General features: G+C 57.6%; 15 protein-coding genes. 3 read left to right on the top strand and 12 right to left on the bottom strand.

Translation table 11 applies throughout. The annotated features are described in order from the left end of the window. Positions 1-4 precede the first annotated feature (4 nt). From CBW65_RS15055 to CBW65_RS15025, 7 genes are all read right to left on the bottom strand, one after another. Positions 5-403: a hypothetical protein gene (locus CBW65_RS15055; RefSeq protein ID WP_087457531.1), complete on the bottom strand. Its 399-nt coding sequence runs from the start codon at positions 401-403 to the stop codon at positions 5-7. 100 nt (positions 404-503) lie between these two features. Further along, a complete protein-coding gene (locus CBW65_RS15050; RefSeq protein WP_087457530.1) occupies positions 504-2,102 on the bottom strand; it encodes an LCP family protein in 1,599 nt (532 codons plus the stop codon). Between the two features lie 181 nt (positions 2,103-2,283). After that, positions 2,284-2,736: a L,D-transpeptidase gene (locus tag CBW65_RS15045; RefSeq protein WP_157721965.1), complete on the bottom strand. Its 453-nt coding sequence runs from the start codon at positions 2,734-2,736 to the stop codon at positions 2,284-2,286. Between the two features lie 62 nt (positions 2,737-2,798). Further along, on the bottom strand, positions 2,799-4,274 hold the full coding sequence (locus tag CBW65_RS15040; RefSeq protein ID WP_087457529.1) for an anthranilate synthase component I family protein: 1,476 nt from the start codon (positions 4,272-4,274) through the stop codon (positions 2,799-2,801). Beyond that, a complete protein-coding gene (locus CBW65_RS15035) occupies positions 4,271-4,852 on the bottom strand; it encodes an anthranilate synthase component II (RefSeq protein ID WP_087457528.1) in 582 nt (193 codons plus the stop codon). The genes CBW65_RS15040 and CBW65_RS15035 overlap by 4 nt, the downstream gene beginning before the upstream one ends. Positions 4,853-5,139: 287 nt before the next feature. After that, entirely contained in the window at positions 5,140-5,898 is a 759-nt protein-coding gene (locus CBW65_RS15030; protein ID WP_087457527.1) for an alpha/beta hydrolase family protein, read from the bottom strand. 30 nt (positions 5,899-5,928) lie between these two features. After that, positions 5,929-6,402 carry a hypothetical protein gene (locus tag CBW65_RS15025; RefSeq protein ID WP_087457526.1) on the bottom strand — a complete coding sequence of 158 codons (474 nt, stop codon included), beginning with the start codon at positions 6,400-6,402 and terminating at the stop codon, positions 5,929-5,931. 106 nt (positions 6,403-6,508) lie between these two features. Between CBW65_RS15025 and CBW65_RS15020 the strand changes: the two genes are divergently transcribed. Together CBW65_RS15020 and CBW65_RS15015 are read left to right on the top strand one after the other, a co-directional pair. Further along, a complete protein-coding gene (locus tag CBW65_RS15020) occupies positions 6,509-8,656 on the top strand; it encodes an S-layer homology domain-containing protein (protein ID WP_087457525.1) in 2,148 nt (715 codons plus the stop codon). Between the two features lie 112 nt (positions 8,657-8,768). Next, entirely contained in the window at positions 8,769-9,830 is a 1,062-nt protein-coding gene (locus CBW65_RS15015) for an acyltransferase (protein ID WP_087457524.1), read from the top strand. Positions 9,831-9,856: 26 nt separating this feature from the next. Here the strand turns inward: CBW65_RS15015 and CBW65_RS15010 are convergent, their stop codons facing one another. The 3 genes from CBW65_RS15010 to CBW65_RS15000 all read right to left on the bottom strand — a co-directional run bounded on the left by CBW65_RS15010 (position 9,857) and on the right by CBW65_RS15000 (position 12,361). After that, the gene (locus CBW65_RS15010) at positions 9,857-10,381 is read right to left on the bottom strand and encodes a GerMN domain-containing protein (protein WP_087457523.1); all 525 of its coding nucleotides are present in this window, start codon (positions 10,379-10,381) and stop codon (positions 9,857-9,859) included. A gap of 383 nt (positions 10,382-10,764) precedes the next feature. Beyond that, positions 10,765-11,937 carry a GNAT family N-acetyltransferase gene (locus CBW65_RS15005; RefSeq protein WP_087457522.1) on the bottom strand — a complete coding sequence of 391 codons (1,173 nt, stop codon included), beginning with the start codon at positions 11,935-11,937 and terminating at the stop codon, positions 10,765-10,767. A 28-nt stretch (positions 11,938-11,965) separates the two neighbouring features. Beyond that, positions 11,966-12,361, bottom strand: coding sequence for a hypothetical protein (locus CBW65_RS15000; RefSeq protein WP_087457521.1), 396 nt, complete (start codon positions 12,359-12,361; stop codon positions 11,966-11,968). Positions 12,362-12,466: 105 nt separating this feature from the next. Here CBW65_RS15000 and CBW65_RS14995 point away from each other — a divergent pair, with 105 nt between their 5' ends. Then, entirely contained in the window at positions 12,467-14,005 is a 1,539-nt protein-coding gene (locus CBW65_RS14995; protein ID WP_087457520.1) for a glycine betaine uptake BCCT transporter, read from the top strand. A 72-nt stretch (positions 14,006-14,077) separates the two neighbouring features. Here CBW65_RS14995 and CBW65_RS14990 read toward each other — a convergent pair whose 3' ends face one another. Together CBW65_RS14990 and CBW65_RS14985 are read right to left on the bottom strand one after the other, a co-directional pair. Then, the gene (locus CBW65_RS14990) at positions 14,078-14,650 is read right to left on the bottom strand and encodes a hypothetical protein (protein ID WP_087457519.1); all 573 of its coding nucleotides are present in this window, start codon (positions 14,648-14,650) and stop codon (positions 14,078-14,080) included. Between the two features lie 20 nt (positions 14,651-14,670). Beyond that, positions 14,671-15,243: a matrixin family metalloprotease gene (locus tag CBW65_RS14985; RefSeq protein ID WP_087457518.1), complete on the bottom strand. Its 573-nt coding sequence runs from the start codon at positions 15,241-15,243 to the stop codon at positions 14,671-14,673. Positions 15,244-15,359: the final 116 nt, after the last annotated feature.

Genomic DNA, 15,359 nt, shown 5'->3' with positions numbered 1-15,359 from the left:
CCGCTCAGGGCTTGCCTCGCAAGCTTTTCTTGTATTCGCGCAGAATTCCTAATACTTCATGAAACCACGGTCCGCCGTACGCGACCAGCACCCCGGCACAGATATAGTCCAGCGTGTAGGAGATCCAGGGCGAGTTGGCCATTGCCCAAATCGGCGTCAACCCCAGATAGGAGAGCGGATGGATGTTGCCGAGCGCGGCAAGCAGGAAGCCGTTGACCCCGCAGACGAGATGCACGTTGGCGTGCAGCTTGCCTTCCGCGAGGGTGAGCAGTTGCCCGTCGAGCTCTTGGTCACACGGCTTGGCTTCAAACCACCGCAGGCGTCGGCGCAACTGCTGCGTCATCGTCTGCGCCGACGCGGACAATGCGGACATCACACCAAGAAAGCGAAGCAGGTCATCCATTCCCCTACCTCCCTTGCGTTTGATGCGAAATTGTATGAGCGGGAACCGCAAAAAAGACCCCCTCTGCTCCAGAGGGGGTCAGCTGTCTTCCGATCACGAATTACGAAGCGGGGATCATCACGGCGGTGCCGCCCGGCAGCACCGTTCCCGGAATCGCCTGCCCGGACGTGGTGCCTGTGCCCGGCGTCGTCGTTCCGCCCGGTGCGGTCGTTCCGCCAGTGCCGGTGCCCGGTGTCGTCGTGCCAGTGCCTGGCGTGGTCGTTCCGCCACCCGGTGTCGTCGTGCCACCGCCCGGCGTGGTCGTTCCGCCGCCCGGCGTGGTCGTTCCGCCGCCCGGTGTCGTCGTTCCTCCGCCCGGCGTGGTCGTTCCTCCGCCCGGCGTGGTTGTCCCTCCGCCCGGAGTGGTCGTCCCACCACCAGGCGTAGTCGTTCCGCCACCCGGTGTGGTGGTTCCTCCGCCCGGCGTGGTCGTCCCGCCACCCGGCGTGGTGGTTCCTCCGCCCGGCGTGGTCGTCCCTCCGCCCGGTGTGGTTGTTCCGCCGCCCGGTGCAGTGCCGCCGTCCGGCAGCGGATTGACATCTTCCGGGTCGACCGCAGGTTGGTTCGGCTCCGGCTCTACGTTCGGATTGGCCGGAACGACCGGGTCCGGCTGGTAGTATTCTTGCGGCTGGTCTTCCGGGTCCTCGACGATCTTGGTGACATCAAGTCCGAGGAACTCATAGACCGCCTTGCGCACCTCATAGACGTTCGGCAGCAAGACCGATTGTCCGCCGCCGGCCCAACCGCTCTTAAACGTATCTGGCGGCGGTACCTGCAAAGTCTCGATGTTCGAAGAGTCCACTTCCAAGGCCAGTCGGCCCAGTTTCAGCATGTCGGTCGATTTGATGTTCGTCTCCATGTACGGCTCGATCGCATCGAGAATCTTCGGCAGCTTGACCAGCGTAGCCGGCGTCGCCATTTTATCGGACAAGGCGACCATAAACTTGCGCTGGCGCTCTGTGCGGGCAAAGTCGGCCAATGCATCATAGCGGAAACGCACATACATCAGCGCTTTTTTGCCGTCCAGGGTCTGCAGGCCCTGATCGAGATGGATGTCATAGACGCCGTCATCCGCGTAATGCAGCGGCTTCTCCACGTCGATCTCGACACCGCCAACGGCGTCGACGATACCGATAAACCCTTGGAAGTCGGTCTTCGCATAGAAGTGGATCGGGATCTGCAGCAAGTCTTTCAGCGTCCGAATCGTCAAGTCCGGACCGCCCAGCGCATGCGCCGCGTTGATCTTCTCATACCCGTAATCGTCCGGGATGTTGTACCACAAGTCGCGCATGACCGACATGACTTTTGCCTTCTTCGTCTTCGGGTCGATCGAGACGACCACGATGCTGTCGGAGCGCGGATGCTCATCATTATCCCGGTTGTCGACACCGAGCAGCACGATGTTCACCGGGTCGGTGCCGCTCCACTCTTCCACTTCGACCAGCGTTTGATTGGGGTCTTTCTGGCCTTCTTGAATGTTGTTAATAAAACTGCCGATGAAATATGCGTACACGCCGATGATCGCGACCAGCAGAATGGCGATGATCCCAACCGTCCATTTGAACGCCTTCGTTTTCCACCACCGCTTTTTCCCTTTTGGAGACGCTGGCGGCTTGCCGCTTGGCTTCGTCTTCTTATACTTGTCTTTTCTGCTCTCCATCTATATCCAAACCCTTCTAGTCTGCGAATTGTAAAAAGTAGCAAGAATGCAACGATTATAACATACCAGTCTAGCACCTAATGTTACAAAACTCGTACAACTATAAAAAAGAGCCCTTTCGCCAAGAGCTGTGTTTCCCTTCTACTTTAGCGAAAGAACCTCTTCGTTGTCTACCAGAAGTTCAATCCACGATTTCCACCAAGGTGCCCGGATGCACATGGTCATACAGCCAGCTGACTTCATCGTTTTTCATGCGCACACACCCGGCCGACGCATGCGTGCCGATCAGCTCCGGGCGGTTGGTGCCGTGGATGCCGTATTTGGAACCGTCCGTGCCGGGAACATCCAGCCCGATCCAACGTACGCCCAGCGGATTCTCCGGGTCGCCACCGGGGATGTTTTTCTTGAGATACCACGGGTTCTTCACCATCATTATCACGCCGTACGTGCCGGTCGGCGTGTCTACCTGCAGCTTGCCGGTGGCAACAGAAAACGAACGGATCGGCACATTGTAAAAGTAGTAGGTCAGCTTGTTATCCGACTTGTCGATTTTAATGTAGGAATCACTCGCGGGAAGGCTCGCCACATTGGCCAGCAAAAAGAAACCGACCAGGAACGCACTTCGGAGATTCATCCGTCTCTCACCCCCTGTGTGCATACGCTTCCCGATCGGTTTTCCTTTTATGTGCTGTTTTGCTAGACCAATGTGGCTTTGCGGACGGGTGTTTTTTCCAGCTTCAACAAGGTCGCGGTCAGCGCGCGCAGCTTGTGGTCGCACTCCGCCCATTCCTGCTCCGGATCGGAGTCGGCAACGATGCCCGCACCCGCTTGGAAGTACGCGACATCATCACGCTGGATGATCGTGCGGATGACGATCGCCGTGTTCATATTGCCCAGGAAATCGATAAAGCCGATCACCCCGCCATATGCCCCGCGATCGAACTCCTCCAGCTCGTCGATCACTTCCATCGCCCGCACTTTCGGCGTCCCGGTCAGCGTCCCCGCCGGGAACGTGGCGAGGAACATGTCGAACACGTTGCGGCTGGAATCGACCTGCCCTTCCACCGTCGAGACCATGTGGTAGACGTGCGAATACTCCTCGACAACCATAAAGTCTTTCACGTAAATCGACCCCGGTTCACAAAATCGGCCCAGGTCGTTGCGGCACAAGTCGATCAGCATCAGATGCTCGGCACGCTCTTTCTCATCGTTGCGCAGGCGTTCGATCAACTGCACATTTTCCTCAGGCCGCTTGCCTTTGCCTTTCGAAGTTCCGGCGATCGGACGCATCTGCGCCACGCCGTCCTCCAGACGAATCTGCAGCTCCGGCGACGTGCCGTAAATCTTGTAGTCGCCGTAATCCACGTAATACATGTAAGGCGACGGGTTGATCTGCTTCAGGCGGTAGTAGACCTGCATCGAGTCGATCTGCCCGATGACGCGGTTGCGCTTGGAGATCACCACTTGGAAGATGTCGCCTGCTTCGATGTACGCTTTGCACCGCTCCACCCGCTTCAGGAAGTCCGCTTCCTTCACGTCTTCCTCCACGCGCAAAAGTGTCGGGTCATAACCGGCAAATTCCGGCTCGGCATACTCCCGCAGGAATGCTTCGATCTCTGCAAAACTCGGAGTGGGCAGCCCTTCGATCTCATTGATGTGCACGTGGATGGCGTCGCGCTCAAACTGCAGCACCACTTGGTGCACCTGCAGCCGGATGTCATCAATCGCGCGGTCATCGACGGTCGTCTGCGGGATGTTTTCAAAATAGCGGATCGCATCATACGAGAGATGGCCGACAAAGCCAAACGAATATTTGCTCATCGTCTGGCGGTCGTGCAGCTCAAACGAGTGGATCACCCCGTCGAGCAGTTTGGAAACTTTGCCTGCAAAATGAGTCAAATCGGTGCCGTCCTGCACCAGATTGGCGCCGATCACCTCGGTCAGCGCCGGCTGGCCGTCCAGCGCGAAGCGCCGCCCTTTCACCCGGACGTTCAGCACCGGGAACAGCGCGATGCTGGACTGGCAGTAGCGGGAATGCACGTCTTTGACCGAATCGAGCAAAAAGGCGTTCTCCGCTCCGTACGTCTCAGTCAAGGCTTGGAACACTTCAAACGATTCGCAGATGCGCGGGTAGCTTTTTTGCCGGGTGTGAACTCCGATTTTGCGGGTCATGCCGACACCCCCGTTCTGCCGGTCACGAAGTTTTGCAGCATCTGCATGCCGCCTTCGGTCAGGATCGACTCGGGGTGGAACTGCAGGCCGGTCACATCGAGTTTGCGGTGGCGCAGGGCCATGATCTCGCCATCTTCCGATTGCGCGATCACTTCCAGCTCCTCCGGGAAGGTCAGCTTCTCCACGACCAGCGAATGATAACGGGTCGCTGTGAACGGGCTAGGCACGCCTTCCAGAATCCCTGCGCCCTGGTGAGAGACGCGCGATGTTTTGCCATGCATCATCTTTTGCGCCTTGACGACTTTGCCGCCAAACACCTGCCCGATCGACTGGTGCCCAAGGCAGACGCCAAGCACCGGGATCTTTCCGGCAAAATGGCGGATCGCAGCCATCGAGATCCCCGCTTCATTAGGTGTACACGGCCCCGGCGAGATCAGCAGGTGCGTCGGGTTCAGCCCTTCGATCCCCTCCAAGGTAATTTCATCATTGCGCTTGACCAGCACGTCAGCGCCCAGTTCGCGCAAATATTGCACAATGTTGTACGTAAACGAATCATAGTTGTCGATCACGATAATCATCTCAACTCAGCTCCTCTGGCTCCTTCTAAATTTCCACTCAGCTCAACATAAAAAGCCGGACGCGCGATAGGCGCACCCGGCTGCAGGTTCCCGTATGTAGACATACGACACCCGTCTCCGCTCCACTGGCCTCCGCTCTGCTAAAAAAAACACTCACTCGCTCTGCTCACTCTGGATGTCTCTGTTTTGAATCATTCTCACTTGAAACTCTCTACTGAAAACTTGAATCACACTAAACTCTGGCTCACCTTCATGATACAAAACACCCTTTCGCCTTGTCAAGAAGACTAGCGCAGGAAATCGCAGATCTTGCCGATCACATCCTGCTCCCACAGCGTTTTGTTAAACGTGTGGTCGGCGTCTTCGATCAGATGCACCAGCGCCCGCCCTTCATACGACTGGGCCTGATAGGCGAGCGACACCTGATACGGCACAGTCGGGTCTTTCGTGCCGTGAACGATCATCACATCGCCCTGGTAGCCTTTCGAGCGCTCGAACACGTTCAGCGTCTTCAGATCTTCAGCAAACGGGCGTCCGATCAGGTTGCCGTTAAAATCATACACCTGCAAGTCCGGGACCGCCAGCACTCCGTCGACCATGTCTTTGATCAGCAGGTACATCTCGCCTGCAGGCGCCAGCAGCACCAGCTTGTGCACGTCCTGCGCCCGCTCTCCGGCGAGCACCGAGGCGACCAGCCCGCCGAGGCTCATCCCGAGCAGCGTCACCCGCTCCGGGTCGACGCGCGGGTCCCCTTTGATCAGATCGAGAATCGCGCCCGCTTCGGCGATTTCACCGCTGACCGTCATCTCTTCAAAATTCCCGTCGCTCTCCCCGCTGCCCAGAAAATCAAAGCGGAAGCAGGCGATGCCCATCCCCTCCAGCGCGAGGCAGATTTTCAAAAAGATCCGGTGCGGCTCCAGCTTGGTGCCGGTGAACCCGTGGTACAAAATCACCGCCGGCACCCGTTCGCCTTCCTTGCGCTCCGGCATATGCTCCATCCCGCGCAAAATCTGACCTTTGTACTCCAATTCAATCGCTCGCTGCATATTCAGACCCTCCTTGGCTTTGATCCGCAATTAGATCCCGTAGAACTTCAGTTCTGCATCCTTATTTCTCGCCGACACCTGATAGGTTGGAATCACCTGATGCTGCAGCAGAAACTCCAGCTGATGGGCACACTCCTCGATCGGCCCGTGCACGATCAACGCCTGGTGCTTATAGCCCGCTTCCATAAAGGACCGGCTCTGCGCGTTTTGCCCGATGATCAGCACAGGAACGACGCGCTTGTAGGTGCGGGTCAGCAGATGCTTGCGCGCCTGCGCCACCTCTTCGACCGCTTCGGCGCCCAGCGCCTGCACTTGAAACGCTTCGACCGTCTTGACCAGATAGATCACTTCATCCGCTTCGATGTACAGATCGGCCTTGCCTCCCGCTTCGCCCAGCGTTTTATCCTGCTCAAACTGACAGTCCTGCGACTGCAGCATCTTATGTAAAATCCCTTTCAGGGTCTGAGACTTAAACGACTCGATCACTTGCGATAACAGTCTCATCTCTTAGCTCCTCTTAGCAGTTTCGATAGTTCCATTATAGCAGGACTTTCGACCTTTTTGTCGAAACCAGACTGGGCAGAAAAGGATATGGAGGAATTGGATACCTATGACACAGAAAAAGATCTCCGCTCTGCTCGCCGCGCTTTTGCTGGCAGCTCCGGCCGTGCCGCTGGCACAGACCGAGTCTGCTTATGCGGCGTCGAAGCTCGCTGCGCCGACCGACGTCCTGTTGCAACCCGACCGCACCGTCACTTGGAAAGCGGTGGAAAATTCATCTGGATACACCGTAAAAGTATATGATGCAGCCGACAAACTGATCGCCGAACGCCATGCCGGGTACGGCACGACCAAGTACGCGCTGAGCGACCTGCTCCTGCAAAACGGCACCTACTACGCCCGCGTCACTGCGCTTGGCAACACTTACAGCTACACCAACTCCGACGAGTCGGCCCGTTCCAACACGCTGACCGTTTCGGTGAAGATGACCCTGCCCGCTCCGGCTCAGCCGACCCTGTCCGGCACCGGTCTCGTCTCGTGGACGGCCGGCACCAACAACGGCTATGTGCTGAACGTCTACCACTCGCCGAGCAACACGCTTGTCGGCAGCAAACCGCTTAGCAAAGACGCGGTGTCCGCCGACGTGACCGGCCTGATCCCGGCGCTTGGTCTCTATTATGTCAAACTGATCGCCAAAGGCGACGGCACGACGATGGAAGACTCTCCAGAGTCGACCGCCTCGGGCACGCAAGAGATCAAACCGGCCCTGCGCCTGACCGCGCCGACGACGCTGGAACTGACCGAGAAGCGCCTCGCGACCTGGAGCGGCGTCGAAGGCAACAACGGCTACCGCGTCTCCGTCTATCAGGCGGGCACCCAGGCGGTCGTCGGCTTCCTGCAGGCGCCCAAAGACAGCACCCAGCTTGACCTGAGCTCGCTGATCCATGCGACCGGCGCGTACTACATCCGCGTGCAAACGCTTGGCGCAAACAACAACTCCTCCGACGACTCGGTGCAATCGGCTGCCAAAGACTATTTTATCGAGCCGAACCTCTACGTCGTCCCGCAGGACAAGCTGACCCTGACCACCGTGACCACCGACTACGCGGTGCACACCGACGTGCAAGTTGCGGACGACGCCGTGCTCGCCGAACTGGCTGCTGACAAAACGCTGCACCACCTGCTCGTGCCGGTCAAAGCGGACAGCGCCGACATGTCGGTGCAAGTGCAAGGCAAGATCGCCCAGCAACTGCTGTCCAACTCGGCGCTGGCGAAACTGCGCCTGAACACGGTGCTTGGCCAGTTGTCGATCCCCGTGCAGGAGATCGCCGACATGGCGCATGACAAAGGGATCAACCTTGCCGATCACACCGTGCAATTTGACTTGAAACAGCTGGCAGCTGCCCGTCCGTCCGACTATGAGACGGTCCCGCTGAACATCGCCGTCAAGCTTGTTGACGCCAACAAGCAGGAGACTGCGGTCACCGACAGCAGCGCCTACCTGACACTGACCGTCCCCGTGCCAAACGCCAAGGCGTCCGACATGAAGTCCCTGTCCGGCGTGCGCCTGACCGAAACGTTTGAGCCGGTGCCGACCCTGTTTAGCGTCAACACCGACGGCAGCATTTCCGCCGAACTCCGCTACCGGGGCACGGCGACGTTTGCCGTGAAGAAAAAGACGGTCAGCTTCCCTGACGTGCTGTCGTCTCATTATGCGAAAGACTCGATCGAGTCGCTGGCAGCAAGGTCGATCATCGCCGGTTTCGAAGACGGCACCTTCCGCCCGCAGCAGACGGTGACCCGCGCGCAGTTTGCCGCGATGCTGGTCAAGGCGCTGGGGATCAAAGAAGACACCTCAGCCGTCTCCGTCTTCACCGACGTGGCTGCCGACAAATGGTACAGCAGCGTCGTCAACACCGCCTTCGAGGCCAAACTGCTCACCGGGCGCGGCAACGGCATCTTTGCGCCGGAAGACCTGATCACCGCACAGGAGATGGCGACGATGGTCACCACAGCGCTGCGCTATGCGGAGTTCACTAAGACGCTTGATGAAGAGCAGATCTCCAACCGCCTCGTGACCTTGGCCAACACCACCGGCATGTTCGCCTATGCCCGCGCGCCGCTCGCGCTGTGCATCGAAGAAGGGATTCTGACTGGACCGACCTTCAACAGCTTCAAAGCCACCAAGCCGGCCGACCGCGCCATGGCGGCCGACATGCTGTACCGGATGCTGAAGACGGTCAACTTTATCAACTGATCGCACGACTCTCAAAAGGGCTGGTTCTGCCAGCCCTTTTTGTGTGATTTGCTGGTATAATAAACTGCGATTCTTGATGACTTCTTTTGGACAGGAAAGGTGACTGCCACACATGCGTTTGCGTGAAATCGACTTCATCCGCGCCATCGCCGCGCTTTCGGTGATCGCCATCCACATCACGGCCAGCTACGTGACCGACACGGCGCTTGGCCGGGCGTGGAATGAGATCATGCGGTATGCGGTGCCGCTCTTTATCATCTTATCCGGATTTGTGCTCTATAACATCGAAATGGGCCGGCCGCGCCTGTCCTATCTCCAGTTCCAGCGCAAACGGATCGGCAAAGTGCTGATTCCTTATGTACTCTGGACGCTCTTGTACGTCTTGTACATCGCCCGCCAGTTCCTGCGCGACAACGGCGTCGAAGGCATCCCGCGCCTGTGGGGGCCGACGCTCGACCATCTGTATTACGGAACGGCGTTTTACCACCTGTATTTCCTGATCATCACGTTCCAGCTCTACCTGCTCTACCCGCTTTTGCGCGACGCGATGAACCGCAAGCCCTTCTGGCTGCTCGGCGGGACGTTCCTGCTCACCCTGTACGCGCAAACGTCGCTCTACATGGGCTGGGACACCGGCTGGCGCTTCACATCCTTCCCGTTCTGGGTCTTCTACTTCGTGTTTGGCATGTATTTCGCGAGGAACCGCGCGGACTGGAAGCCGAAACTGCAAAGCAACAGCGTCTGGGTCGGCCTCTTGTGGCTCGGATCGTTGGCTGTGCTCTTCCTCGACGGCTACTTCACGAAAAAGTGGGCCTACTCGATCAAGCCCAGCGTCATGCTGTACACGATCTTGTCCTTCCTGTTCTTCTATGTCGCCGCCCTGCGTTTTGTTGACACCAAGAGCCGCTTCGGCAAACTGCTCGATTGGCTGTCTGCGCAGTCCTTCCTGATCTTCCTGCTCCACCCGCTGGTGCTCAACCTGCTGGGCAACCAGCTGAAAAAATACGGCTACGGCGGCCTGTTCGAAGGCAACCTCGGCATGATTTCACTCTACGTGCTGATCACCCTGCTCACGTGCGGACTGACCTGGATCGGCTCCCGCATCCCGCTGACCACCTATTTCGGCGGTGTTTACACAGGCAAGCCAAAGGAAAGCAAAAGAGACCTCACCTGAGGTCTCTTTTTTTCGGGCAGATGCGATTACGGTCTGTTGATGCCTTTCGAGACATCGGTTTGGCTCAGCGCTTCGGCCGCCTCGCCGTTGATCGTAAATTTGATCGTGGTCACGTCCGGGAAATTATCAAAGACGGTGGCCGGCAGCGCTTTGAGGAACATCAGCTCCTCGGTCGAGCTCATGCTCTGCACGTCTTGGCTCACATCGAGTGTCAGCACGCCGCCTGCGAGCGCCGCGCTGTTCAGCTGCACCTTTTGCGGGACGGACGGGGCGGTGTCTTTGCCTTTTTCCTTGAGCAGGCTGAACAGGGCGTCCATCTTCTTCTCTGTATCCTCGATCTTGGAGATCGACGCTTTTTCTTTGATGATCGCCGTGCCGTCCTGGTTGCCGCGATAGACGGTGACTTCGACCTGGCTGGCCTCCGGAGTTTCGCCACGGTTAGCTGAGGGCGGCGTCTGCGAACCGGAAGACGGCTGCTGCGACGAACCGCACGCCGTCACCATAAGACTTGCACCGATCAATAGCGCTCCCAGGAGCATCCGTTTGTTCAAAGCTGATCATCTCCAATCCAGTTGTGTACCTGTAAGACGATGCGCCGACCGCAGAAGTTGCACGCTGGCGGCAAAATGAGGCCAACGTCACAGCGCCGCTTTTTACGGGTGGGAAATTGGTCGTTTTTCAGAGGTAGTCTGTCCCTTTCCATGGGACGACCCTTTACATAGGATAATGTAAAGCTCTGAAAGGGGGGACAGCTCATGGGTCGTGGACGTGGTCGCGGGCGCGGCAGTGATGACAATCGCCGCCGCCGTCGTATTATTGTGATCAACCTTCGGGAAGGTCAATCCACAGTCATCCGCTGCGGTCGCCGTATCTTTATCGTGCGCTGCCGTTAATCCGGAAGAAAAAGCACCTGCCAGTACTGGCAGGTGCTTTTTTATTGCAGCGTCTCATTGTGGTTGAAATAGGGAATGTCCTTCTTGAAGATCAATGCCAGCAGGTCATCAAACTCGGTCAGCTCTTCAGGCGCAAACGTCCCCATCAGCAACTGCGTGAGCGCGGCCGGTGACAGCGCCGTCCGCGTCGAACGTTCGCCCCAGTCCACCTGCAGGTTCCCGTCCCGATAGGCCAGCCGCAGCGGAATCCCGGTCACTTTTGCAAGGTTCGCCTGTCCCGCATAGGCGGACAGCACAACATCCCAATCGAGCACCTGCATCATCCAGGCGGACGGGGCATACGAGATCTCTTCCGCGCCGCGTTTGCGCAGGTCGGCAGCCAGGCGGGGGAGATTTTTGTACGGGCCTTTGAGTTTCGATTTCCGGCGGCGGGCCGCTTCCTGCAGCAGCGCGTGCCAGACGCTCTCCACATGCTCGGAGGCAGCCAGACTGCACTCGGCGATGATCAACGCGTCCTGCGCCTCCGCGAGAATGGCATACCCGATGATCGCCTCCCCTGCCGTAAACACGCGCAAGTCGGCCAGTTCTTTGACGACAAAACTATGCCGGGTGCCAGCGCGCGCACTGAGCTCCCTTTGCCACCATTCGATCGTGCGCACCGGGTTCATCAGGTGGTGCCGATGCTCCCCTTCATAGAGCGCCATCAGCTGCGGAAGATCCCCGGCGGCGGCAGGACGCGACGTTGCGGCTTTCGAATCATCGGCCGCCACTGCGTTCGTTTCTACATAATGAAATGGAAACACCGGCACATAGCCGACCCGCGGATAATACGTGGGATGCCCCAGCACATGGGACAGCGCATATCCTTTCGCTTTCGCCCGTTCCAGCGCAAACAAAATCACCTGCTCCGCCAGCCCTTGGCCCCGGTATCCGGGCAGCGTGCCGACCGGAGACAGCACCGCCGTCGTCAACTCCTTGCCCGCAAAGCGCAGGCGCTTGGGCAGCAAGCTGCACATCGAGACCAGTTGACCTTCCATTTCAGCCACGATGATCAGCTCCGGGTCAAGGTCTTCCCGTGCGTACACTTCTTCAAACGTTTCCACATGCACCTGGCCGTTTTCAGGCTCGGGGTCCTTGCCGTAAAACGTAAACGCTTCACGGATCAGTTCCAGTAGGCGTGGAATCTCGTGTTTCTCAATCGAACGAATCTTCATATCCGGCAGAGACAGCTCCTTTTTCCGATTACCACTTATTCAGCCCGCACTGCTTGGAGTAAGCGCACAGTTCGTGCAGCTTGCGGCGGTTCATCACGCGCCGTTTCGCGGTGCGGCTGTATTCTGTATACTCTTTAGCCGGCACAAGCAGGCCCAGCCCGGTATTTTCATCATCGATAAAACCGAGGTAATACGCATCGTCCTCCCCGGCCAGCTCCAGCCCGTCAAACACCAAGGCACAGCCGTCCGCCGCAAGCCGGTCGATCTCTTCGATGGCCACCACTTCAAAATGAAACCGGTTATCCTCATGCTCCGGCGCATCCACAGCAAAATCGCAGGCCAGCACGTCTTGTGCGTAGGCAAAGTCCCGTTCTTTCAACGCATAATCGATCAGGTTGTCGCGGATGATCTTCCCAATGTCCATCTCCGTGCCCCTTCCCGCATCCGTAGTGCTTTTATTATCCCACGAATAGCAGGTCTTTTACAGGTCATACTTACATTAAGTTCCGATCTTTGTGGAGGTTTGCCAATGGTCTTTTGGATCGCTATCATCGTCGTGCTGCTCTTTGTGCTCTGGGGCGCAGTCTCCCCGTCTACACTGGCTGACACGACAACCGCTATGCTCAACTTCACCACCGAAAAATTTGGCTGGTTCTATCTGATCGTCACCTTTTGTTTTCTGCTTTTCGCCTTTTTCATCGCGTTCAGCAAATTCGGTCACATCAAGCTCGGCGATGACGATGACGAGCCGGAATACAGCAACCTGACGTGGTTTGCCATGCTGTTTTCCGCCGGGATGGGGATCGGTCTGGTGTTCTGGGGCGTTGCCGAACCGGTCAGCCACTACATCAACCCGCCGCAGGAAATTCAAGGCAGTTCGGTCGATGCGGCCCGCGCCGCGATGCGCTATGCGTTTTTCCACTGGGGGCTGCACCCATGGGCGATCTATGCGGTGATCGCACTGTCACTCGCCTATTTCAAATTCCGCAAAGGGGCAAAAGGGCTGATCAGCGCCACGTTTTACCCGCTGCTCGGCGAACGGGTCAACGGGCCGATCGGCAAAACGATCGACGTGCTGGCGATTTTCGCCACCGCCTTTGGGGTGGCAACTTCGCTTGGCTTTGGCGTGCTGCAGATCAACGGGGGCTTGAGCTACCTGTTCGACCTGCCCGGCACCTTCACGGTGCAGGCGATCATCATTGTGGCGATCACCGTCTTGTACATGCTCTCCGCCTCGACCGGACTCGACCGCGGCATCAAAACGCTGAGCAACTTGAACCTGGTCGTGGCGCTCGCCCTGCTGTTGTTCACGCTGTTCTTGGGCCCGACCTTCTTCATTTTTGACACCTTCACCACGACGCTGGGGAGCTATCTGCAGAACCTGATCCAGATGAGCCTGCGCCTGACCCCGTTTTCGCCAGGCACCTGGATTCAAGGCTGGACGCTCTTTTACTGGGCCTGGTGGATCGCCTGGGCGCCATTTGTCGGCATGTTTATCGCCCGTGTTTCCAAAGGGCGCACCATCCGCGAATTTGTGATCGGCGTGCTGCTGGTGCCGAGCCTGCTCAGTTTCATCTGGTTCTCCGTCTTTGGCGGCACGGCGCTGGAGTTCGAGATCTTCCGCGGCCATCCGATCGCCGAAGCGGTGCAGGCCGACACGACGGCCGCCTTGTTCTCAACGCTGCACCACCTGCCGTTTGGGACGATCCTGGCCGGGCTGGCCACGCTGTTGATCATCACCTTTTTTATCACGTCGGCCGACTCGGCAACTTTTGTGCTGGGCATGCTCTCTTCGGACGGCGATCTCAACCCTTCCGCCAAAGTCAAATTGACCTGGGGCATTTTGCAGTCTTCGATCGCAATGGTCCTCTTGTACAGCGGCGGATTAAGCGCCTTGCAGACCGCCTCGATCGTAATGGCGCTGCCGTTTGCGATCATCATGGTGCTGATGTGCTGGTCACTGCTGAAAGCGCTGGAAGAAGAGGCACGCGAGTACAGGAAAAAAGAGCGCGAGCGCCGCAAGATGTTAGACCGTATGCTTCTCGAGCACGAGCAAAAAGAAGGGTAACCAAGAAACGATCCCATGTAACAGCCTGAAAAAGCCGCCCGGATGTGCCCGGGCGGCTTTTTCCGCATTGAATTAGTTGTATTTGGCAAGCACTTCTTTTTTCAGCTTGTTAAACGCTGCCGTGCGGTCGCCGAAGTACTCCTGATGTTTGAGGTCGGTGTACGTTGCGTTTTGCTCCGCTTCCTTGGCGAGCGCTTTCGTGTTCAGGTCGTATTTGCCTTGGTACATGCCGACGATGATGTAGTTGCCGTCGGTGAACGGACGGAGGAAGAGGACGTATTTGCCCTTTTCGCTCATCAGGTTATAGCCTTCCACCGAGACGACCGTGTTGTCGTCCGCCTGATAGCCGGCCTCATAGACCGAGATCACGTCGCCTTTGTTCAGGCTGCCTTTGTAGACCTTGTTGATCTGCACTTTCGACTCGGACGCCTTCTCCACATCCCATTGCTTCAGCGTGCGGTCGCCGGTGAACTCGACCTGCACGATCAGGTCGGAATGTTGCTCGATGTCGGCCACCGTGTCAAACGCCACGTAGTCCGCTTCGTGGATCGCCAACTGCACATCCTTGTCAAAGCCGGACACGGTCGTATATCCGCCAAGCGCCATCACGAGCGCTGTAACCGTTGCGATTGCTGCTTTTTTCATCTTCGCTCTCCTCCTTTATCCTAGTACTTCCACTGGATGTTGCTCACGTCGAGGCTCGTCGGGTTGGTGTACGTGTACAGCCCTTGTTTCATGACCGAATCGGTCGCGCTGTCCTGATGCACCAGCCCCAGCGAGTGGCCAAACTCGTGGATCGTCGTCTTGTGACGGTTCGCGTTCGAGTAGCCGTAGCTGTCCATGTAGTAGTCGTTCAGGATGATCTGCACCATATCCCACGTCGAGTTCGTCGATGCTTCCCGACCGCCGGAGTAAGGCACGATGCGCCCCGCATAGTCGAGGCCGTAGTTGCCTGCGTACGAGCGGATCGTCGCAGTGGATTCGGAGGATGCGTTCGAATAATCGACATCTGCATTCGAGATGCCCTGCCAGTCATTGCGTGCGTCAGACGCGTACGTTGCGTACCCGTTTGCAGAAACGGTCGAGCTCTCCCAGTACGACATGTTCCCGATCTTCGCTGCGGTCAAGCCGCCCCCGAAAAATGCGGAGCTGCCCGACAGCGCTGCGACTGCTGCGCCCGAAGTGAACGCGAGCATGCCGACAGCCAAAGTGACGCCAACAAACTTTTTGCTCAGCATGGATGTTGCCTCCCTTTTTCTATAGGTTATTTATATTTGTGATCAAAAATTTATCATATAAATGTTATCTTGTCCATATTATTTTTATAATATTGCGACATATATTTAAATACAAA

Source organism: Tumebacillus avium (genome assembly GCF_002162355.1).
GTDB lineage: Bacteria > Bacillota > Bacilli > Tumebacillales > Tumebacillaceae > Tumebacillus_A > Tumebacillus_A avium.
Note: the sequence above shows the minus strand (reverse complement) of the source record. Positions and strands in the feature narration are given on the sequence as shown.